We start from the raw sequence: 20,246 nt of genomic DNA, 5'->3' as shown, positions 1-20,246 counted from the left end.
CTTTCCTTAATCCAAGAGTACGGGGTTGAAGTTCTCGTGCCAAGGTAATCCTTGCTTGTTCAGCTCGTCCATAAATGGGTCTGGGTCAAATTCTTCTACGTTATATACCCCAGGTTTCTTCCATTTACCTTCCATGAGCAACTTGGCTCCAATCATGGCTGGCACACCTGTTGTATAGGAAATGGCTTGTGAGCCTACTTCTTTGTAACAAGCTTCATGGTCACACATGTTATAGACATAATAGGTGACGGGTTTACCATCTTTTACACCTTGGCATATACATCCAATGTTGGTTTTACCTTTTGTTCTGGGACCTAAAGTCGCTGGGTCAGGTAACACGGCCTTTAGGAAATGTAAAGGTTGGATGCTTTTTCCTTCAAATGCAATGGGTTCAATACTGGTCATTCCTACATTTTGAAGCACATTCAGGTGGGTAATATACTGCTGGGAAAATGTCATGAAGAAGCGAATACGTTTGATTCCTTTAATGTTCAATGCTAATGATTCTAATTCTTCATGATAAAGCAGGTACGCATCTTTTTCACCTATACCGTCAAAGTCAAATACACGTTTGATGGCTAATGGTTCCGTTTCAATCCATTCTCCTTGTTCCCAGTATCTTCCGTTAGCTGTAATTTCACGAATATTAATTTCTGGGTTAAAGTTGGTTGCAAATGGGTACCCATGGTCACCACCATTTGCATCTAAAATATCAATATAATGAATCTCATCGAAGTAGTGCTTCATGGCATAGGCACTAAACACACCTGTTACGCCTGGATCAAAACCACAACCTAAGATGGCTGTTAGTCCTGCTTTTTCAAAATGCTCTTTATAAGCCCATTGCCATTTGTATTCAAACTTGGGAATCTCGGGAGGTTCATAATTGGCTGTATCTAAGTAATGGACTCCTGTTGCTAGACAAGCATCCATGATGGTTAAATCTTGGTAAGGTAAGGCAACGTTAATGACCATTTCAGGTTTAAAATCTTTTATAAGTGCAATTAGAGCATCTGTATCGTCTGCGTCTACTTGTGCTGTATGGATAATGGTTTTACCACCATCTAATTTTTCTTTCATAGCATCGCATTTTGACTTAGTACGGCTTGCAATCATGATTTCTTCAAAAACTTCAGGATTCTGACAACATTTATGCACCACCACATTTGAAACGCCGCCAGCTCCAATAATAAGGGCTTTTCCCATGGTATAAACCTCCTATATTTTAAAATTTTATTTTTCATTACATTTGCTCATTTATCTTTTAATACAGAGATATGTTCCTTCTATAGTGAATCATCATATCATCATGTTGTATGATTTGCCAAGACAAGGGATAATTCTCTAAGGACTTTGCAGGCTACCAGTGTGGATACACCACTTTGATCATAGTTTGGGGACAATTCTACAAGGTCCCCACCCACAATGTTGAGTCTGGTTAACTGACCCATAGCCTCCATAAGCTCTTTGAAGGTTGCTCCTCCTGGCTCTGGTGTACCTGTCCCACTAAAAATTGAAGGGTCCAGCACATCTAAATCAATGGTCACATATACAGGGTCTTGACCAATTTCATGAACAGCTTTATCTAATCCTTTTAAGTCAAAAGGATGCATCTTGGTATGGGTTTTGGCAAATTGGAATTCTTCTTTTGTACCTGACCGTATGCCAAACTGCCAGATTTTACCTGTGTTTAGTTGTTCATACACCCGCCGCATCACGGTTGCATGGGATAAGGACTCACCTAAGTAATCCTCTCGTAAATCTGCATGGGCATCTAGGTGAATGATATGCAGGTCTTTGTATTTCTTAAGGTGAGCTTTGATGACAGGGTAAGATACAAGGTGTTCCCCCCCTATGGCTAACAGCTTTTTACCATCTTCTAATAATGTACCCACCTCTTCTTCAATCAACGTCATGACTTTTTCTGTGTTTCCAAAAGGTAAGGGTAAATCCCCTAAATCACATAGTGAGTAATCCACCATATCTTTATCCAAATAAGGACTGTAGGTTTCAAGTCCATCTAATTCGTTTCTTATCATCTGTGGTCCAAATCGTGTTCCCGGCCGATAAGATACGGTGCCATCAAAAGGAAGGCCAAAAACAACCACCTGACTCTGATCATATTCACTTAGGATACCTTCATGGATGATGGCTCTTTGGTCTTTTAGCATGTTGCTTACCTCTTATCTTTCATAGTATGTGTATCCCAGCAATCCATTTTCATAAGACTGCATGATAATACGTCGTTCCGATGGTGTAACAAGCCCCATCTTCACCGCTTCTTCAGCCGTTTTTCTAAACTTCATCCGCATGGCTTTTGTATCAAACTCCACGTAGCTTAGCACATCTTGAACACTGTCCCCTGATATCTCATTCACAATATCATAGGTGCCATCGCCATTAAGTTTCACACTCACCACATTGGTGTCCCCAAAGAGATTATGCAAATCCCCCAATGTTTCTTGATAAGCACCTACCAAGAAAATTCCTATAAAGTAATCTTCTGTATCTTTTAAAGGGTGAAGTGGCAGTGTATTATTCATGTCGTGTAAATCAATAAACTTATCAATATTGCCGTCGCAGTCACATGTTATATCCGCTATGACAGCATTCCTTGTAGGTAATTCCAATAAGCGATGAATGGGCATAATTGGAAACAGCTGATCAATAGCCCAGCTGTCTGGAATGGACTGAAATACGGAGAAATTGCAATAATAAATATCGGCTATGGCTGATTCAAGATCCATTAGTTCACTTGGTACGAATTTTAACTTGTTTTTCTTGTCCACAATCTGATGAAGGGTATTCCAAAAAATCTTCTCGGACACAGCCCGTTCTCTTAAGCTAATCCTGCCATGATTAAACATGTTTCGAATGTTATCACGATAATATAGAATATCGTTATAGGTTTCCTGCAGGTTCTTAACGGTTAATTTTTGATTCACCTCATGGAGATAATGGACTTCCTCTGGTAGAGACGGGTCTAATTGGGCAGGAATTTCATGTTCTTCAAAAGTGGCTACATCCAGCACGTTAAATAACAGTACCGAATAATAGGCTACAAGGGCACGACCGGATTCTGTGATAATGGTAGGGTGTTCAATCTGTGAACTATCCATTACCGTCATGACTGCCTCAACGATATCGGTACAATACTCCTCTACACTGTAATTACTGCTATTGGTATAATTGGTATTGGAACCATCATAATCAACAGCAAGTCCACCACCAAGATCAATATAACCCATGGGTGCCCCTTCTTTTACCAGTTCTGCATAGACTCTGGCTGCTTCTTGAACAGCTGTCCGTATATCCCGGATATTTGGAATCTGAGAGCCCAGATGATAATGCATGAGTTTTAAACATTCTATTTTGTTTTCTATTTTTAAACGGTCTACAATGGCAATGATTTGGGACATGTTCAGCCCAAAAATGCTTCTATCACCACCTGATTCCGTCCAATGTCCACCAGCTTTGGAAGATAATTTTATACGTATGCCAATATTGGGTTGAACATGTAATGCTTCTGCCCGCTTTAGTATAAGGTCTAATTCTCCAGGTATTTCAATGACAAAAAAACATTTGAATCCCATTTTTATGGCATATAGACCTAAATCAATGAATTCTTCATCCTTATAGCCGTTACAAATGAGACAAGCTTCTTTATCTTTCATCTCCGAAAGTGCCGCAATGAGCTCTGGTTTACTGCCAACTTCTAAACCGTGGTGGTAACGTTGACCAAATTTCGTCACTTCTTGTATCACTTGTTGTTGTTGATTCACCTTAATAGGATAAACCCCTTGGTATCGCCCTTTATAATGAAGTTTTTTTATGGCATCATTGAAGGATTCATTTAAATAAGACAATTGTGCATCTAGAATATTTTCAAAACGTAGTAAGACAGGCATATCCAGTCCTCTATCTGTTACACCTGTTGCGATGTCTTTCAAACTAACAGCTGACTCTGGGTCTTTAAAAGGATTAATAAGCACCTCACCTTTTTCAGATACAGAAAAATATTTTCTTCCCCAATTCTTAATGCCATATAGTTCTTCTGATTTTTCTTTGGTCCATCGTCCCAATAATTCTACTCGATTCATTGTCACTTTCCTTCCATCAATATTACTGGAAATGCTCCTTCAAAAAATTTCTTAATGTGGTCACTGCTGTATCCACATCTGCTTGTGTGATACCGTGATTGGTTACAAATCGCATGATACCATGCTCATGACCGTTAATGGCGATACCCGCATTTGAAAAATAAGTAACAAGAGCATCATAATCAACGGGTTTTTCTATTTTAAAGAAGACCATATTAATATGAATATCCTCCATAAAAACTGTGACGCCTTCAAGCTCAGCCAACTGCTTACCCATGTATAATGCCTGATCATGGTCATCTTTTAGACATGAACGCATGTCCTTCAAAGCAACAAGTCCAGCAGCTGCAATCACACCTGCTTGACGCAAGGCACCACCCATGAGTTTTCTATTTTTTCTTGCCCTATCAATAAATGATTGACTCCCTGCTAGAATAGAGCCCACAGGAGCACATAACCCTTTGGATAAGCAAAACATAACTGTATCACAGTGTTGTGTGATCTCTTTCACATCAACCTGTAGATAGGTGGTTGCATTAAATAACCGCGCTCCATCCATATGGACAGGTACTTCTCTTTCATCGGCTATAGCTTTAATGGATGCCATGTTGCTTAGAGGAATAACTCTGCCAATGGAATGGGCATTTTCCAAGCAGATAAGCCCTGTTCTGGGATAGTGCAACTCTTCTTCTCTGATTTTACTGCAAATGTCTTCAGGGTCCAATACCCCTTTATCGCTGACTAATGTACGCAGCTGTACCCCTGCAATGACTGATGCCGCACCTACCTCATGCTGCACAATGTGACAATCATCACCTAGTAATACCTCATCACCTCTTTGGCAATGGGTTAACAGAGCAAGTTGGTTGCCAAATGTGCCACTTGGGACAAAGAGGGCTGCTTCTTTGCCGATTAATTGAGCCGCATACTCTTCTAGTTCATTCACCGATGGGTCATCACCGTATACATCATCACCGACCACGGCGTTATACATGGCTTCTCGCATGGCTTTCGTTGGTTTTGTAACCGTATCACTTCTTAAGTCAATCATCTAAATTCCCCCAATTTCTATTTCATTTTCTCATGATTATGAAGCTAATCCTTTCTTTAATCCATATAATTACCATTTATCTTATCAGTTGGTATAATTTTGGCTCTACAACTTAGCATATAACCTTCACCTCTACTTCTAATTCTCAAGTGATTTATATGTAAATTGCTCATTTATAGGATATATCATACCATATCTCTGATTAAGATGACAATATGCGTATGATAAAATTTTATACCACTTATTAGAGGACTAAATCATACTTTTAAGCTTTAAGTTATTCGTCCATGAAATAGACATTTATAGTCCCTTAAAAAGTTGTACGTTAGGACATTTTCATTAGATTTATAAATCTATAATCCCAGTGTTAAACGAACGTTATCAATGAAAAAACGAACGTGTTGTGCTATAATAATTGTATGCTACGTATTAAGCAATAAGGGGGATACAACATGAAACAAATGTGTTTAAAAAGAAGCACACCTGAGAAACAAGGTATTGATTCAAATGGTATTCTTAAATTCATTAAGGCTATTGAAGCCTCTCAGTTAGAACTTCATAGTTATATGGTTTTAAGACATGGTTATGTGGTATCAGAAGCTTGGTGGAAACCCTATCGAGATGATGAACCCCATATATTAAACTCATTGAGCAAATCTTTTACATCTACTGCTATTGGATTAGCTATAGGGGAAGGTCTTATTCAATTGGATGACCTTGTCATATCCTTTTTTGACGGCTACTTATTGGATGAAGTTGATAAACATTTCGAGAAGATGACCATTAAACATCTTTTGACCATGAATACAGGACATGCTGAAGATTTTATTGTGCGCATTTTTAGGAATGATGAAAAGGATTGGGTAAAATGTTTTTTTGAAGAAAAGGTCGTCCATGAACCAGGTTCTTATTTCCTGTATAATAACATGGCCACATACATGTTATCTGCTATCATTACCAAGGTAACTAACCTGTCCCTTCACGCATTTTTATGCCCACGTTTATTTGAACCATTAGGGATTACTTGTGAGTGGGATAGTTGTCCTAAGGGTATTAACTTCGGAGCTTTTGGACTTAGCCTCACAACAGAAGCCATTGCCAAGTTTGGACAGCTCTATTTGCAAGAGGGACATTGGGATGGTCAACAACTGATACCTGCTGATTGGGTCCGAGAAGCAACTGCTTATCAAGTGGCAACCAATCGAGACGATGGTAGTGACTGGGACCAAGGCTATGGTTATCAATTCTGGCGTTGCGGTCATGATGCTTATCGTGGAGATGGTGCTTTTGGACAATTTTGTATTGTTCTACCAGATAAGGATACGGTGATTGTCACAACAGCTGGTGTGGATAATATGCCGGATGTTATCAATGCTGTATGGGCACATCTACTACCTGCTATACATCCTCATTCACTGGAGCATACAGACGCCTATGAACATCTGCAACAGAAAAACAGTTCCCTTAATTATCACTTAGAGGGTCATGTCACATCACCTCTTATGAAGAATATTCATGGCAATACCTATGCTTTAACGCCTAATGATAAACACTTGCAAGCTATGACTTTTGCATTGGAAGAAGAAAAACTCTTTTTAACTTTAACAACCTCTCAGCAAACAACATGCATACCCATTGGTCTATCTCATTGGGAAGAAAGCATGATCGATAATGATTTTGGGTTTAAAGAAAAGATACGCGCCATGGCACGTTGGCAATCAGCGGATACACTCCAGATTGTTTTTCGCTATGTGGAAGCCACTTATACCGACGAATACATGGTCCATTTTGAAGACAATACTATTTCCGTGGATTTTATGATTTATCATGGATTCCATGCTCCTGAGCAACCCATGCATATAAAAGGTCATACAATAGATAGTGACGAATAAAAATGATTTAAGAATAAGGTTTCCATCTTCATAGAATCATTGGTCTAAAAAAACATATGAACAATAACTAAAGGAGCTACCCCATCAATATATTTACCCTTCCAAACAAGTACATGCATTGGTAAATACATTGACAGAATAGCTCCTTAAAGTTACTATCTATAGATCAAAATACATCTCGAACTCAATGGGGTTAGGCATAATCGTTACTCTGGAAGCATCCCTACGGATGGCTTTTAATTGATTCTGAATAATACCTTCACAGAATACACCGCCTTCTAATAAGAAATCATGATCTTTTTCAAGAGCATCAGCTGCTTCTTCTAAAGACCTAGGTAACCCTTTAATCTTTGCTTTTTCTTCTTCAGGCAACTCAAAAATATTCACATCATAGGGACCAAAACCTTCTTCTACAGGATCAATCCTATGACGAATACCATCAAGCATGGCCATCATCAAAGCTGAAAAAGCCAAATAGGGGTTGCTTGTTGCATCAGATGGACGGAACTCAAAACGTTTTGTATCCGGTTTCTTAGCATAACCGGGGATACGTATAACAGAACTTCGATTAGCTGTTGCATAACAAATACTAACAGGTGCTTCATAGCCTGGAATCAAACGTTTATAGGAGTTGGTACTTGGGTTAGTAAATGCCATGAGAGCTGGGGCATGTTTTAATATACCCCCAATGGCATAAAGAGCTGTTTGGCTTAATCCAGAATAACCCTTTGCATCGTAGAAAATAGGTTCGTCATCTTTAAATAATTGAAAATGGACATGCATACCATTACCTGCTTCACCAAATATAGGTTTGGGCATAAAGGTAACGGTCTTTCCATTGCGTATGGCTTCATTTTTCAATATATATTTGGTTAACATGGTCCGGTCTGCCATCTCCAGTAACCCGCCAAAGGACAGTTCAATCTCTAACTGACCAGGTCCTCCAACCTCCGTATGATGGTATTTAACAGGTACACCGTTTTCTTCTAACATCAAGACCATGTTATTTCTTAGATTAAAATTCACATCATAAGGTATGTCCACATGATATCCTTTATGACGACCCACTTTAAAACCTAGATTCTTTCTATCCTTATTACCCATGTTCCACTCAGCTTGTTCAGCATCTAAGTATACTTCCATATGATTAGGTAAAGATTTATAGGAGATATGGTCTAAAATATAGAATTCAAATTCTGGACCAAATTTTGCCTTATCAGCAATACCGGTTTCTTTCATGTATCGTTCGGCTTTTTCAGCTACATACCTTGGGTCCCCTTCAAAACGCTCTACCTTATCACCAATAGCGTAGATATTACCAATCATGGTTAATAAGGGTACTTCATTAAAAGGGTCTACAAAAGCGCTGCTTAAGTCAGGTATAAAAACCATATCTGATTTTTCTATGGTTAAAAAGCCATAGCTTGAACCATCAAATCCAATACCATCCTCTAACGTTTTTTCTGTAAAACGTGCTGCTGGGATGGTTAAGTGATGCCAACGTCCTGCTAGATCAATCACCTTGAAATCAATGACTTTTATGTCATTATCCACACAATAGTCTTTTAACTCTTGCATATTATTAAACATAAACATACCCCAATTCAATCATTTTATTTTTCAAAAACCCTAACGACAAAACGTATGTTATACATCTTTTTTTCACATCCGTTTGTTTCTGTATATGCATTTTAAAACAAATGAACTCATATTACAATAAAGACTAATTATAAAAATTGTTTTCCAAAATATTTCTTTTTAAAATTAATATTTCTTTAGGAATACTTTTTTATGCATACTCCTGTCGTTATATCATATATCTTGTCTAAGATGGGTCGAAATAACGCAAAAAAATAAAATGGACTGTTGGTTAGTTACCTTTCCAATAGTCCATTTTGTAAGGATTGTAGTGAGCAATCAATGGTTTTATAAGTTAGCTGGGTGCTTCCCTGTTAAGCCAAAGCTTGAACGTAAGTTGTACAACGTCTGCACTTGGTCACGGGTTAATTCTTTTGGTCCGCCTAACTGCTTAGCGATAAATAACAATTGGGCATAGAATTCTAAGCTTTCCATTTTGTAGTAGGCATTGATAAGGCTATCGCCATAGCTTAATGCACCGTGATTGGCAAGTAACACGGCATCGTAATTTTGCAAATACTTCTCTACTGCATCTGGAATCTCTTCCGTTGAAGGTGTACCGTATTCAGCAATAGGCACGCATCCTAATAAAATAACGGCCTCTGGCATAATCGGCTGTGTTAATGGCATACCAGCAACAGCAAATGCGGTAGCATACATTGGGTGTGCATGAACGACGGATGTTACATCGGGTCTTTTCTTGTATACCCGAAGATGCATTTTGATTTCTGAAGAGGGTTTGTATGGTTGGCCTGCTTCCAATACCTTACCGTTTATGTCTACTTTACATATCATATCGGGTGTCATGAAACCTTTACTGACACCTGTTGGTGTGCAAAGAAATTCATTAGCTGCCATTTTTACACTGATGTTACCATCATTAGCTGCTACCATCCCCTTATCATAAATTCTTTTTCCTATGTCACATATTTGCTTTTTAACATCATATTCACCTAACATCTTATTCCTCCTCTTAGAGCATTTTTGTTTTTCTTGTTTTTTCTTTTATTATCTTTCTTTTATTTAATACTAGCAAACAAACAGACTTAAGTCAACACAAACACATAAAAAAACAGCATAATACATGTTGTTATTACACTGCTTTGTTTTGTTGTTTTTTGTTTTCTATGTTTTGGGTAAAACTTTTGCTTTTGTACATGCTTACCTATACAGGTAATTTTGTTTATAGTACATTAACGTTCTACTTTGATTAACGTTACTTGATTATTCTGTAAGGTTTCTATCCACTTATGGGATAAATCCATATCGGTTACTAGGGTACTTATTTTATCTATAGGATAGGCTTTAATAAATGACTTTTTACCAAATTTACTGCTATCAACTGCCAAGATAACCTGTTCACTGGCATGTATCATTTTCTTTTTGACTTCTGTTTCCAATTGGTGGGGTTCCATAATACCATGTTCCAGATCAATGGCTTTGCAACTGATAATGGTTTTATTGACATGGTATTTTTCAATGACTGATTCGGCTATGTGACCTACAAAGGATAGGGATGAGCTTTTGAGGGTACCGCCTGTTGAGATTATGTCCATGTTATTTTTACCGGCTAATACCATGGGCACTTTTAGTGCATTGGTGATGATGGTTACTTTTTTGTCTTGTAAGTATTTGGCGACGTAGAGTGCTGTGGTGCTGGCATCCATCATAATGGTATCGCCATCTTGAATCAGGTCTGCTACGGCCTTGCCAATGCGGTTTTTGTCTTCTTTGTTGGTTACTTCTCTAATGTTGATGGATATGTCTTCGTTGGTGCTTGTGTTAAGGGTTGCACCGCCGTAACTTCTTTTGACATGTCCTTCTTTTTCGAGTTTTTCTAAATCGCGTCGGATTGTTTCTAGAGTGACGCTGAATTGTTGGCTTAGGTCTGGTACTTTAACGCTTTCTTTTTGTTGAATGATTTCTAGGATTCTCTTTCTTCGATCAACTGCTAACATAAAACCACCTGTTCTCACCTTTTGGTGTTGTTGTTTTGCTTGGTTTAATTATAGCATGGATGGGGATAAGTGCAAGGGATATTTGTTGTTTGGAAATTATGGTGCATTGGTTGTTGGTTTTGGCATGGCTGTGGCAATAGGTAGTCGTTGGTTATTGGGGACGGCTACAGCAATAGGGTAGTGATTTGCTTGCCTTTCCTTGACAGCCGGTCTGCGCAATCACTACCCTATTGCTTTCGCCTTGTGTAAGACGGAAGGTTAAGCTGTGTTTCATATCACATTATCATATGACAAGGGTATGACAAGGGGACGTTTCGCTTGTCATATTCTCGGCATGTCATGGGGACGTTTCGTTTGTCAATAGCTAAAATATAAAAATAACAAAAGGGGCTGTCTCATAAAAACAAAATAGAGTCAATATAGTGCTTTTATGAGACAGCCCCCTAGTTTTATGTGTAAAAATTGTATGAGCTTTGAAGTAAGGGTAACTGAGCTTAATTTGAATCAGATTCATAAACCATAGCGGTCATATTTTGATTCCTTACCCTTATCTTTGGCGATATGATCAGTTCCGTATCAATTTTTGAAACAAATACGTCTGATTGTCCTGCAAGCATTGTTTGAAAAGCTCCTTCTGTCACGGGAAAATTTGATGAAAAGGTTCGTCCTGTCACATAGGCATTGCCTTTGTTATCGATGGCTATTCTACCGCCCGATTCACTATCTGTTCCTCCAAGATAGGTAGAATAAATGAGGCCTGTGCCCTGAGCATTTAATCGGGTTATAAAGAGGTCATTACTTCCAGCTAAATTTCGTTGGAAAGCTCCCTTAGTGGTTGGAAAATTTGGTGAACAAGTAGGTCCTGCCACATAGGCACTGCCCCCGCTATCGACGGCTATTCCATTTCCTATATCGGTATCACTTCCACCAAGATAGGTGGAATAAATGAGAGCCGAACCTGCAGCATTTAGCTTTGTTACAAATGCATCAACAATCCCCCCGCTAAAGGCCGGCTGAAAAGCGCCTGGTGTTGTTGGAAAGTTTAATGAATCCGTCTCTCCTGTCACATAGGCATTACCCGTAGTGTCTATTGCTATACTAAAACCTCTATCACTCATGTTTCCCCCAATATAGGTGGAATAAACAAGACCTGTAGCTGTAGGGTTTATTTTTGTAACAAATATATCAAAGGTTCCTCCCCCAAACACCGTCTGAAAAGCTCCCGCAGTTGTTGGAAAGTCTGCAGAAGTCGTCAGCCCTGTTACATAGGCATTGCCCCCATTATCTATTTTTATATCCACCCCTGACTCAGAACCACTTCCGCCAAGATAGGTGGAGTAGATGAGAGCTGTGCCCATCGCATTAATTTTGGTTACAAAGGCATCTTGACTTCCTGCTAATACTGGTTGAAAAACCCCTGCAGTTACTGGAAAATTCACGGAAAAAGTACCACCTGTCACATAGACATTATTGGCATTATCAACTAATATACTCGAACCGGCATCAAAACCACTGCCTCCAAGATAAGTCGAGTAAATGAGAGCTGTACCTGTAGCATTTAACTTGGTTACAAATGCATCTTGTGGTCCCCCTCCAAAACCTGGCTGAAAAACGCCTGCTGTGGTTGGAAAATCTAAGGAAGAGGTCTGTCCTGTCACATAGGCATTACGCCCACTATCTACTGCTATAAAAGAACCAAATTCAGCACCACTTCCTCCAAGGTAAGTCGAGTAAATGAGAGCTGTACCTTCATTATTCAGCTTTGATATAAATGCATCGCTAAACCCCCCGCCAAAAGTTGGCTGGAAAACACCTGTTGTAGTAGGAAAATCTAAAGAAGACGTTATACCTGTTACATAGGCATTACCACTACTGTCTATTGCAATGCCAGTGCCTTGATCAGCTGCATTTCCTCCAATATAAGTAGAGTATATAAGTCCTGGGTCTATCCTAATAGGATAATTTGGATTATAGTCCTTTCCTATTTCGAAACAATAGACACTGTTATCACCATGCTTGACAACAAAGCTGCTATGGAGTAATTGTTTTCTTCCCTCAATTTCCTGATAGCTTAAAGGAGCCTTATCAACTAAAACACCCCAATCATTTTTGATTAATAAATTACCTTCATGGTCTAGGGATATGTCATGGGAGCCTTCATAGCTTAATACGATGTCCTGATAATCTGCTCCTGGGTACACGATAAATTCATATTTTAGTTGACCATTTGTTCCATAGAATACCAAGTCTATACCTTTCCAAAGGTTCTTATAGACTACTTTCCTATAGGTGGATAAATCGGTGAACCATTTCTCAGAATTATTTCCCTTAAAATAATTGACTTTTCCAGTGTCCTTCATCTGCCCTTCAATCTTTACATCTGGATTAGCGTCAATAAAATGCATAGCTAAAGCTATGCGTTGCTCATCCTCTTCATTCTCAGATAAATCTTTTTCCATTGTATCCTTATTGTTCGTATCTTTTTGTAATGATTCCTTAATAAAGCTCAATACTACTTCTTCCTCTGTAAAATAAAAACCAATGTTTCTTCCTTTGGTATAGTATTTAACCCTTGAATCAATCTGTCCTGCGTTAGGGATAAAGTACATGGGTAGTCTGCTTATATTATGCCGTACGTTATCTTTTTTAGCTGTAAGAACTGTCTTGGTGTCTTTTTTCTCTTCAGATGCATTACCTATAATAGACATTGAATCTCTCTCCTTCAATTTTCATGCGGCTATAACGGCCTATACGATTTCATTATTAACACTTATGGTAACGGCTGTTATTGTAACAAAATACTCGATACAGCCCTTACTAGGTTCTGGGAATAGGCATTTATTGAAGCTAAATGTATCCGACGTTTTTAAACGCTGAGCGTCCGTTGGTGTCAAGTCATTAACTGTTAGAAGTCTTTTATATGTCCAACTCCCTACAATTGTATTGATTCCATCATCGGGTCTGCACACTAAGTCATACTGAAGTTCAACTTCGGCAGTCTCTGGAGGTGTCACACTGTCATCTGGCTGCAATATCACTTCAATTTCATTCGAGAAATGAATATCAACTGCTGGTTTGATAAAACTAGAGATGTCTACCGTTACAAGGCTGGTATTTATCGTTTGGCCTGTGTTCAAAAAACTTATGGCTCCACTGGGTACACCACATTCTATGAATGCTTTCTTAGGGCAAGAACGGCGTAAGTCTCTTTTAGCACACCTTTTATTTTTTACTCTGTCACAATACTTACTTCTATCACCATCTTTTTTATTCAAGCTATAAACCCCCTCTCATCATAAAATCAATCCTTTTCTTTCATTTAAGATACCTATATTTCTTCCCATTCATACTATGCCGTTGTGAAAGTTATGTGCTTTTCTTAAATGATTTCACTATTGCCCAGGCTTGCTTGGGTTATGCCCTATGGCTGTAACCCCTTTTCTATTAACCTATGCTTAACATAATATGTCCTATATCTGTTAATATTGCATCATGCTGTAAATATATTATTGTTCAATATATGGAGGATGCATTGATTGGTGAATGAGATACATGGAGGGTTGTAAATTGGGGTATGAAAAAACTTCAGCTTGGCTGAGCTGAAGTTTTCATTTATAGATAGTCGTCCTATGTAGCGACATGACGCTGTTTATCTTATTTGTTTGCATTTAATGCAATAGAACATGCATTTAAATCATCAAAAAATGGCTTTCCTTGGGCAGAAATACCGTCACCTATATATGGTTTTACTTAACTTTCGTTGGGTGTTTATGTTTTTCAGGCTTTGTCGACAGTCTGAGGCAAGCCCATAAAGAGCTTACCTCTGTTTTGAAAATAATATTTAATTAGTCTATACTTCTATTTACCTAATTTTGCTTTAAGTGCTGCTAATTCGTCCATCACAGCGCCGTCTTGATTTTCGAGTTTTTCAAATTGACTATTTAAATCATCGTTAGCGATGTAACCATTTAACTCTGCCTGTGCATCAGCTTCGCTTTCGAGTGTATCTACTTTTTCTGTGATTCGAGAGAATGAGTCAAATACGCTGTTGTCATTTAGGCCTGCCATGGTGTTTTGAATGGATTTTTGTGCTTCGGCTCTTTTAGCTCTTGCAATCAATAACCCTTTTTTACGTTTTGCTTCGTCTATTTTATTGTTGAGGTCTCTTAAACTTGCTTTTAAGTTATCAGAAGCTTGTTTTTGTCCTTGCCATTGTGCGGTATATTGCTCAACTAATTGATCGTATTCTTTCTTTCTGTTAAGTGCTTGAATGGCAAGATTATCGTCTCCACTTGCTACTGCCAGTTCGGCTTTTCTACCCCACTCGGCTGCTTTGGCTGCTTGTTCATCTAAGGATTTTTTTAGTCTCTTTTCATCGGCAATTGCCTTAGCAACGGCACCTTTTGCTTTTGTGTATTGCTCACTCATGTCAATGATTAATTGGTTTAACATTTTTTCTGGATCTTCTGCTTTTGAAATAAGGTCATTTACATTGGATTTAAAAACGGTGCTTATACGGTTAAAAATACCCATATCTTATTCCCTCCTTATAATCGATTGGTAGATCATGCATTAAATAAATTGTGCTAATGTATCGTATTGCTGAATAAGTGCTAGACCTATACTGTCAATGGTTGATTGAAACTCGTTCTTATCAAGGTTTTCTGATTGAAGTGTGTCAATAATCACAAGATTATCGTTCTCTATAGCATATGCACCATGAACTAAATCATTAGCATTCATTTCCAATACGGTTTGATATAATGCTTCTCTATTCTTATCAGGTAGTGTCATGACTTTTACTCTAAACACAACAATCGGGTCAACAACTTTTACAACAATGTTATCAATATGGGTTAGGTCGTCTTCTATTCTCCATGTACCCTCGTCTAATTCTTCGAATAATAGGTTCATATCGATCATATATCCTTCTATCTTTTGCTTAACATCCATTGGAAAAACCTCCTTTTCATGATTATAGATACCCCATTGATTGGACACTCAATCAACTTATATTTATTATACACATGGTAGGATTAAGAATTCAATAGCAATTTGTGATTGAAATACAGTTTTTTGTTATAACATATGCTATGAAAACACCTATTTTATATCAAAAAATAACTTTAATATTGTCAAGTGATATGATAATATGGAAGATGATGAACGAAGGGAGGGATGTATCATGGGTTTTATAGACAGAATTAAAAAAATATCACGAGCCAATAAAACGGCAAAAAACGAAGCAAAAGATAATACGATAACCGTTCTTAATATGCGTGTAGGTGACATTGTTTCCATTGAAGACGTTGATTATGAAGTGGATGGGTTGATAAAATTTAATGATGAAGGTTTTCGATGGACGGAATATAAGCTTAAAGATGCTAGAAAAACCTATTGGTTAAGTGTGGAACAAGATGATGATATTGAAATAAGTCTTTTTGAAGAAGTGGTTGCTATAACAACGGAAGCACCAAGGGTATACGAATACAAGGGTATCACTTACTATATGCAGGAAGGCAGCGATGCCATTGTAGAACAGGTTCAAGGTAATACCAAAGCCGCTAAAGGTGAAGAAGTCGATTATTACGAGTATACAGATGAAGATGGTGAGCATCTCCTTTCCATAGAAATATGGAATGGTGAAGTTGAGATGAGCATTGGTAGAGAGATCGAAGATTATAATATTGAAATCTATCCTAGGGATTAATACGCGTTGACACTTATGAAAGGAGGTTCTAACATTGAGCAAAGGAGTTAAAATTGCCTTGGGTATTGTCTTGTCCTTTATGGTCATTAGCATCATTTTTTCGTCACTTTCAAGGAAGTCTCTTGCAAAAAAAATTGATAGCAACCCAAACTTTAACTATTCAACCAGTCTAACCAGCAACTATGATCGATCTGATAAAGCTAAAGTGTATTCCACTAAGATGAGTCCAGCTGAAGCCGCAAGATACTTAATCAGTGAAGACCGCCCACTGGAACATACAGATCTCAATAACGATGATGCTATTCAGTTAACCTATGATGATTATTATGTTTTAATCTACCAAAATGAAGATGGTGAAACGTATATTCAGATTTCTTCTAGAAAATACGTACATAATAACGGCTATCAAGGTCTATATCGCCCTTACAGAAGTAATATTATTACTTTTTATAGTGCTTCATATCTTGCAAGTCGCTACTACGGGCGAGATATTAACCGTTATGGCCAAGGCTATGCACGCCCTGTAAAAACATCTACAAATACGTCTACAACAAATACTACAGATACCAAAACAAACTCCAGTAAAATCAATACAGATAAAAATGCTTCATCAAAGATACGAACTGAAAGTTCAAAAACAAATAGCAACACAACCACCAAATCAGTACGAACAGGTAGTGCTGGAACGAAATCAAGAGTTGGTGGCGGTACGAGTTTTGGTAAATAAAAATGTAATAACAAAAAATATATATAGAAGGGAGAACACCAAATGGAATTTTTAGATAATGAATTTGTGGCAACAGTTGTTTACGCTCTCTTAGCACTGGTACTTATGTTTGTGGGTTATAAGTTCTTTGATTTTATTACGCCTTATGATTTTGCAAAAGAAATCAAAGAAAAAAATCCAGCTGTTGGGGCAGTCATTGCTGCTATTTTTATTGCAGTTGCAATTATCATTAAAGCTGCCATCGTATAAGATAATCTGTTAGTCACTAAAATTAATCAATGAATGGAGGTTATACAATGGATCCTATTCTTTCAAGTATTGTCTACTTTGCAATTGGTATGATTTTCTGTGCTTTGGGATATAAAGTATTTGATATCATTACACCTTTTGATTTAAATAAAGAAATTGATGAACATAATGTTGCTGCTGGTTTAGCTGTTGCTGGTATTTTTATTGGCGTTGCTATCGTTGTCAGTGCTGCAATGATATAGGAAAATTGGGGATTATATATGACAAAGAAAGATAGCATTAATTCAACAAACACGGATGGAAAAATTAATGCTACTCCCCTTCTTTTTGCCGTATTCATCATAGCCATATGCGGTATTATCTATGAACTGATTATTGGAGCAATCAGTTCATATCTGTTAGGGGATAGTGTTAAGCAATACTCCATCACCATCGGGCTCTTTATGAGTGCCATGGGTATTGGTTCTTATATAACAAGAAGGTTCAAGCGGAACCTGTTTGATGTGTTTGTAACCATTGAATTGTTAATAGGACTTATTGGCGGTGTCTCGGCTGTGTTCTTATTCGCAGCATACGGCTATTCCAATACCTACTATATTGTCATGTACGGTACCATTATCATTATTGGTATTTTAGTTGGGTTAGAGATACCCATTTTGACACGTATTATAGAAGAAAATGAAAACAACCTGCGTTTGACCATTGCTAATGTGTTAAGTTTTGATTATGTCGGGGCGCTGATTGGGTCGGTGGCATTTCCTCTTATTTTATTACCCCATTTAGGGCATATTAAAACATCCTTTTTTGTTGGTTTTATTAATATTATGGTTGCTAATATCATTATTTTCAAATATGCGGACTATATTAAAAGGATAAAGCTGTTTAAGTTATTGGCCATTGTCTTTACAGGTCTCATCTTATTAGGCTTTTTTACCGCTGACCAAACAGCTAATCGCATCGAAAATAACTTATATCGAGACCAGATTATCTATCGTAAACAAACCAAATATCAACGGATGATTGTCACCAAACACCGTGACGATATGCGCTTATTTCTTAATGGTAATATTCAATTTAGCTCACAGGATGAATACCGATATCACGAAGCGCTCATTCATCCTGCCATGTCCCTTACAGATAATCGTGAGAAAGTCTTAATTCTAGGTGGCGGGGATGGTTTAGCGGCTAGAGAAATATTAAAATATGGTGATGTGGAAAAAATAACTTTGGTGGATTTAGACCCTGAAGTTATTGATTTTTGCCGTTCCAATCCATTAATTAAGGGTTTAAATGAAGCATCTTTGGATAATGAAAAACTGACCATTGTGAATCAAGATGCCTATAAATTTCTGGACATAACAGATGAACTATACAATGTGATTATCGTGGACTTACCGGATCCTAATAATGAATCCCTCAATAAACTCTATACCAATGTATTCTATCGCTTAGTGTATGGACGACTTGCTGAGGGGGGTATGGTCTCTATTCAATCCACCAGCCCTTATTATGCAGAAGAATCCTATTGGTGTATTCGTAAAACTGTTGCTTCAGAAGGCTTTTTTACGACTGGTCATCACGTGTATGTGCCATCCTTTGGGGACTGGGGATTTACACTTGCCTCAAAAAAAGATTTTGATATAAAAAATATTGATATAACCGTACCCACACAGTATCTCAACAATGATATTGTACAAGCTCTTTTTGTCTTTGGTAAGGATGAAATGAAAAAACAAGACATGGTTCAGATAAACAGCCTGACCCATCCTGTTCTCATTACCTATTATCAAAAAGCTTGGCATAGTTATTAATCCATATAAGGGAGAATGAACATGGTAACCGTACTCTTAAACGCAATTAAAGTACTTCATATTTCCATGGAAAAAAGTAAAGTATATAAGCTGCTTGGCATTGGTCTTATTTCATTATTGGTCTGTTCATTGGTTTACTATTATGTAGAAGGTCCCGTTAATCCTGACCTTACTTTAGCCGACTCCTTTTGGTGGGGATTTGTAACAACCACGACTGTTGGTTATGGGGACTACTTCCCTGTAACAGTTGGTGGGCGCATTATTGCTACTCTCCTCATGTTAATTGGCATCAGTACCTTTGGTTTTCTAACAGCAGCTGTTGCATCCATTTTCGTTGAAAATAAATTAAAGGAAGGTATGGGTCTTGTGGATTTAAAATACAAAAATCATATTGTTATTATTGGATGGAATCAAAAAAGTGAAACCATGTTAAACGAGTTAACTGTGGATAATCCTGATCGAAAAGTCGTGATTATCTCCGAAATTGAACGCCTTACGTTTGAAACTAAAAATACCTATTTTGTCCATGGTGACCCTACTGTTGACGACACGCTGATACGGGCCAATATTGGTGAAGCTGATATTGCGATGATTGTGGCCGATGATAAATTAAAGGATAACAACGGTATGGCAGATGCCCGATCGGTCCTTATTTGTTTAGCCATCGACCAATTAAACCCAAACATCCACATTATAGCCGAAGTATTAACAGAAGAAAACATTCCTCATTTTGAACGAGCCAATGTAAACGACATCATTGTAAGTAATCAAATGAGTAGTCGTGTTATGGTTAGAAGTGCTGTCTATAAAAATGTCAGCCTTGTTTTAAAAGAATTATTAACCAATACATATGGTAACGAAATCTATGAGTGTACCGTTAAATCAGATGATATAGGTCTGACATTTACGGAATTATCCAATAAATACATTGTCAATCACCACGCTGTGATTCTTGGTCTTGCCGATAAAAAAGTACATTTAAATCCTGATAAAAACCGTAAGATACAGAAAGATGATGTGATGATCTATATATCGGATACGAAATTGTAGAAGAACCACCTTTTATCATACAAGGTGGTTCTTCTCTATGCTCTCATAATGCTATGAATT

18 protein-coding genes and 1 pseudogene are annotated in these 20,246 nt (G+C 37.7%); 8 read left to right on the top strand and 11 right to left on the bottom strand.

From position 1 onward, the window contains the following. Nucleotides 1-6: 6 nt before the first annotated feature. The 4 genes from HZI73_RS05055 to ltaE all read right to left on the bottom strand — a co-directional run bounded on the left by HZI73_RS05055 (nucleotide 7) and on the right by ltaE (nucleotide 5,151). Nucleotides 7-1,206, bottom strand: coding sequence for a saccharopine dehydrogenase family protein (locus tag HZI73_RS05055; RefSeq protein WP_212697172.1), 1,200 nt, complete (start codon nucleotides 1,204-1,206; stop codon nucleotides 7-9). Nucleotides 1,207-1,307: 101 nt separating this feature from the next. Beyond that, nucleotides 1,308-2,171 (bottom strand): agmatinase, encoded by an 864-nt coding sequence (speB, locus tag HZI73_RS05050; RefSeq protein WP_212697171.1) that lies wholly within the window; start codon nucleotides 2,169-2,171, stop codon nucleotides 1,308-1,310. 12 nt (nucleotides 2,172-2,183) lie between these two features. Next, a complete protein-coding gene (gene speA / locus HZI73_RS05045) occupies nucleotides 2,184-4,100 on the bottom strand; it encodes a biosynthetic arginine decarboxylase (protein ID WP_212697170.1) in 1,917 nt (638 codons plus the stop codon). A 22-nt stretch (nucleotides 4,101-4,122) separates the two neighbouring features. Next, nucleotides 4,123-5,151, bottom strand: a complete 1,029-nt coding sequence (gene ltaE, locus HZI73_RS05040; protein WP_212697169.1) for a low-specificity L-threonine aldolase — start codon at nucleotides 5,149-5,151, stop codon at nucleotides 4,123-4,125. A 452-nt stretch (nucleotides 5,152-5,603) separates the two neighbouring features. Here ltaE and HZI73_RS05035 point away from each other — a divergent pair, with 452 nt between their 5' ends. After that, a complete protein-coding gene (locus HZI73_RS05035; protein WP_212697168.1) occupies nucleotides 5,604-7,043 on the top strand; it encodes a serine hydrolase domain-containing protein in 1,440 nt (479 codons plus the stop codon). A gap of 159 nt (nucleotides 7,044-7,202) precedes the next feature. Here HZI73_RS05035 and glnA read toward each other — a convergent pair whose 3' ends face one another. The 3 genes and pseudogenes from glnA to HZI73_RS05020 form a co-directional block, all read right to left on the bottom strand. Further along, nucleotides 7,203-8,633 carry a type I glutamate--ammonia ligase gene (glnA, locus tag HZI73_RS05030; RefSeq protein ID WP_212697167.1) on the bottom strand — a complete coding sequence of 477 codons (1,431 nt, stop codon included), beginning with the start codon at nucleotides 8,631-8,633 and terminating at the stop codon, nucleotides 7,203-7,205. 339 nt (nucleotides 8,634-8,972) lie between these two features. Further along, a pseudogene (locus HZI73_RS05025) lies at nucleotides 8,973-9,641 on the bottom strand (class II aldolase/adducin family protein); the annotation flags it as partial. A gap of 233 nt (nucleotides 9,642-9,874) precedes the next feature. Then, nucleotides 9,875-10,639 carry a DeoR/GlpR family DNA-binding transcription regulator gene (locus HZI73_RS05020; RefSeq protein ID WP_212697165.1) on the bottom strand — a complete coding sequence of 255 codons (765 nt, stop codon included), beginning with the start codon at nucleotides 10,637-10,639 and terminating at the stop codon, nucleotides 9,875-9,877. Between the two features lie 55 nt (nucleotides 10,640-10,694). Here HZI73_RS05020 and HZI73_RS26640 point away from each other — a divergent pair, with 55 nt between their 5' ends. Next, a complete protein-coding gene (locus HZI73_RS26640) occupies nucleotides 10,695-10,820 on the top strand; it encodes a hypothetical protein (protein WP_281418863.1) in 126 nt (41 codons plus the stop codon). A gap of 313 nt (nucleotides 10,821-11,133) precedes the next feature. Here HZI73_RS26640 and HZI73_RS05015 read toward each other — a convergent pair whose 3' ends face one another. The 4 genes from HZI73_RS05015 to HZI73_RS05000 form a co-directional block, all read right to left on the bottom strand. Continuing rightward, nucleotides 11,134-13,347, bottom strand: coding sequence for a DUF7948 domain-containing protein (locus tag HZI73_RS05015; protein ID WP_212697164.1), 2,214 nt, complete (start codon nucleotides 13,345-13,347; stop codon nucleotides 11,134-11,136). A gap of 39 nt (nucleotides 13,348-13,386) precedes the next feature. Then, nucleotides 13,387-13,914 (bottom strand): DUF4489 domain-containing protein, encoded by a 528-nt coding sequence (locus HZI73_RS05010; RefSeq protein WP_212697163.1) that lies wholly within the window; start codon nucleotides 13,912-13,914, stop codon nucleotides 13,387-13,389. Between the two features lie 583 nt (nucleotides 13,915-14,497). After that, a complete protein-coding gene (locus HZI73_RS05005) occupies nucleotides 14,498-15,172 on the bottom strand; it encodes a PspA/IM30 family protein (protein ID WP_212697162.1) in 675 nt (224 codons plus the stop codon). 39 nt (nucleotides 15,173-15,211) lie between these two features. Continuing rightward, on the bottom strand, nucleotides 15,212-15,592 hold the full coding sequence (locus HZI73_RS05000; protein ID WP_212697161.1) for a type III secretion system chaperone family protein: 381 nt from the start codon (nucleotides 15,590-15,592) through the stop codon (nucleotides 15,212-15,214). A gap of 232 nt (nucleotides 15,593-15,824) precedes the next feature. Between HZI73_RS05000 and HZI73_RS04995 the strand changes: the two genes are divergently transcribed. From HZI73_RS04995 to HZI73_RS04970, 6 genes are read left to right on the top strand one after another with little or no spacing between them, the layout of a single operon-like run. Beyond that, complete coding sequence (locus HZI73_RS04995; RefSeq protein ID WP_212697160.1) at nucleotides 15,825-16,349, top strand: DUF4178 domain-containing protein; 525 nt, start codon at nucleotides 15,825-15,827, stop codon at nucleotides 16,347-16,349. Nucleotides 16,350-16,383: 34 nt separating this feature from the next. After that, nucleotides 16,384-17,076 carry a hypothetical protein gene (locus HZI73_RS04990; RefSeq protein ID WP_212697159.1) on the top strand — a complete coding sequence of 231 codons (693 nt, stop codon included), beginning with the start codon at nucleotides 16,384-16,386 and terminating at the stop codon, nucleotides 17,074-17,076. Between the two features lie 42 nt (nucleotides 17,077-17,118). Further along, nucleotides 17,119-17,325 carry a DUF350 domain-containing protein gene (locus HZI73_RS04985; protein WP_212697158.1) on the top strand — a complete coding sequence of 69 codons (207 nt, stop codon included), beginning with the start codon at nucleotides 17,119-17,121 and terminating at the stop codon, nucleotides 17,323-17,325. A 47-nt stretch (nucleotides 17,326-17,372) separates the two neighbouring features. Further along, nucleotides 17,373-17,567 (top strand): DUF350 domain-containing protein, encoded by a 195-nt coding sequence (locus HZI73_RS04980; RefSeq protein WP_212697157.1) that lies wholly within the window; start codon nucleotides 17,373-17,375, stop codon nucleotides 17,565-17,567. 18 nt (nucleotides 17,568-17,585) lie between these two features. Further along, nucleotides 17,586-19,136, top strand: a complete 1,551-nt coding sequence (locus HZI73_RS04975; RefSeq protein WP_212697156.1) for a polyamine aminopropyltransferase — start codon at nucleotides 17,586-17,588, stop codon at nucleotides 19,134-19,136. 21 nt (nucleotides 19,137-19,157) lie between these two features. After that, nucleotides 19,158-20,186: a potassium channel family protein gene (locus tag HZI73_RS04970; RefSeq protein WP_246552362.1), complete on the top strand. Its 1,029-nt coding sequence runs from the start codon at nucleotides 19,158-19,160 to the stop codon at nucleotides 20,184-20,186. The last annotated feature ends 60 nt before the right edge of the window (nucleotides 20,187-20,246 follow it).

The organism is Vallitalea pronyensis, from assembly GCF_018141445.1.
Lineage (GTDB): Bacteria > Bacillota > Clostridia > Lachnospirales > Vallitaleaceae > Vallitalea > Vallitalea pronyensis.
This window is presented reverse-complemented; position numbering and strand designations above follow the sequence as displayed.

Bases quoted from the DNA above. Each gene is read 5' to 3' on its own strand.
- HZI73_RS05055 (WP_212697172.1), bottom strand. From the start codon at position 1,206: ATGGGAAAAGCCCTTATTATTGGAGCTGGCGGCGTTTCAAATGTGGTG.
- speB (WP_212697171.1), bottom strand. From the start codon at position 2,171: ATGCTAAAAGACCAAAGAGCCATCATCCATGAAGGTATCCTAAGTGAA.
- speA (WP_212697170.1), bottom strand. From the start codon at position 4,100: ATGAATCGAGTAGAATTATTGGGACGATGGACCAAAGAAAAATCAGAA.
- ltaE (WP_212697169.1), bottom strand. From the start codon at position 5,151: ATGATTGACTTAAGAAGTGATACGGTTACAAAACCAACGAAAGCCATG.
- HZI73_RS05035 (WP_212697168.1), top strand. From the start codon at position 5,604: ATGAAACAAATGTGTTTAAAAAGAAGCACACCTGAGAAACAAGGTATT.
- glnA (WP_212697167.1), bottom strand. From the start codon at position 8,633: ATGTTTAATAATATGCAAGAGTTAAAAGACTATTGTGTGGATAATGAC.
- HZI73_RS05020 (WP_212697165.1), bottom strand. From the start codon at position 10,639: ATGTTAGCAGTTGATCGAAGAAAGAGAATCCTAGAAATCATTCAACAA.
- HZI73_RS26640 (WP_281418863.1), top strand. From the start codon at position 10,695: ATGGATGGGGATAAGTGCAAGGGATATTTGTTGTTTGGAAATTATGGT.
- HZI73_RS05015 (WP_212697164.1), bottom strand. From the start codon at position 13,347: ATGTCTATTATAGGTAATGCATCTGAAGAGAAAAAAGACACCAAGACA.
- HZI73_RS05005 (WP_212697162.1), bottom strand. From the start codon at position 15,172: ATGGGTATTTTTAACCGTATAAGCACCGTTTTTAAATCCAATGTAAAT.
- HZI73_RS05000 (WP_212697161.1), bottom strand. From the start codon at position 15,592: ATGGATGTTAAGCAAAAGATAGAAGGATATATGATCGATATGAACCTA.
- HZI73_RS04995 (WP_212697160.1), top strand. From the start codon at position 15,825: ATGGGTTTTATAGACAGAATTAAAAAAATATCACGAGCCAATAAAACG.
- HZI73_RS04985 (WP_212697158.1), top strand. From the start codon at position 17,119: ATGGAATTTTTAGATAATGAATTTGTGGCAACAGTTGTTTACGCTCTC.
- HZI73_RS04980 (WP_212697157.1), top strand. From the start codon at position 17,373: ATGGATCCTATTCTTTCAAGTATTGTCTACTTTGCAATTGGTATGATT.
- HZI73_RS04975 (WP_212697156.1), top strand. From the start codon at position 17,586: ATGACAAAGAAAGATAGCATTAATTCAACAAACACGGATGGAAAAATT.
- HZI73_RS04970 (WP_246552362.1), top strand. From the start codon at position 19,158: ATGGTAACCGTACTCTTAAACGCAATTAAAGTACTTCATATTTCCATG.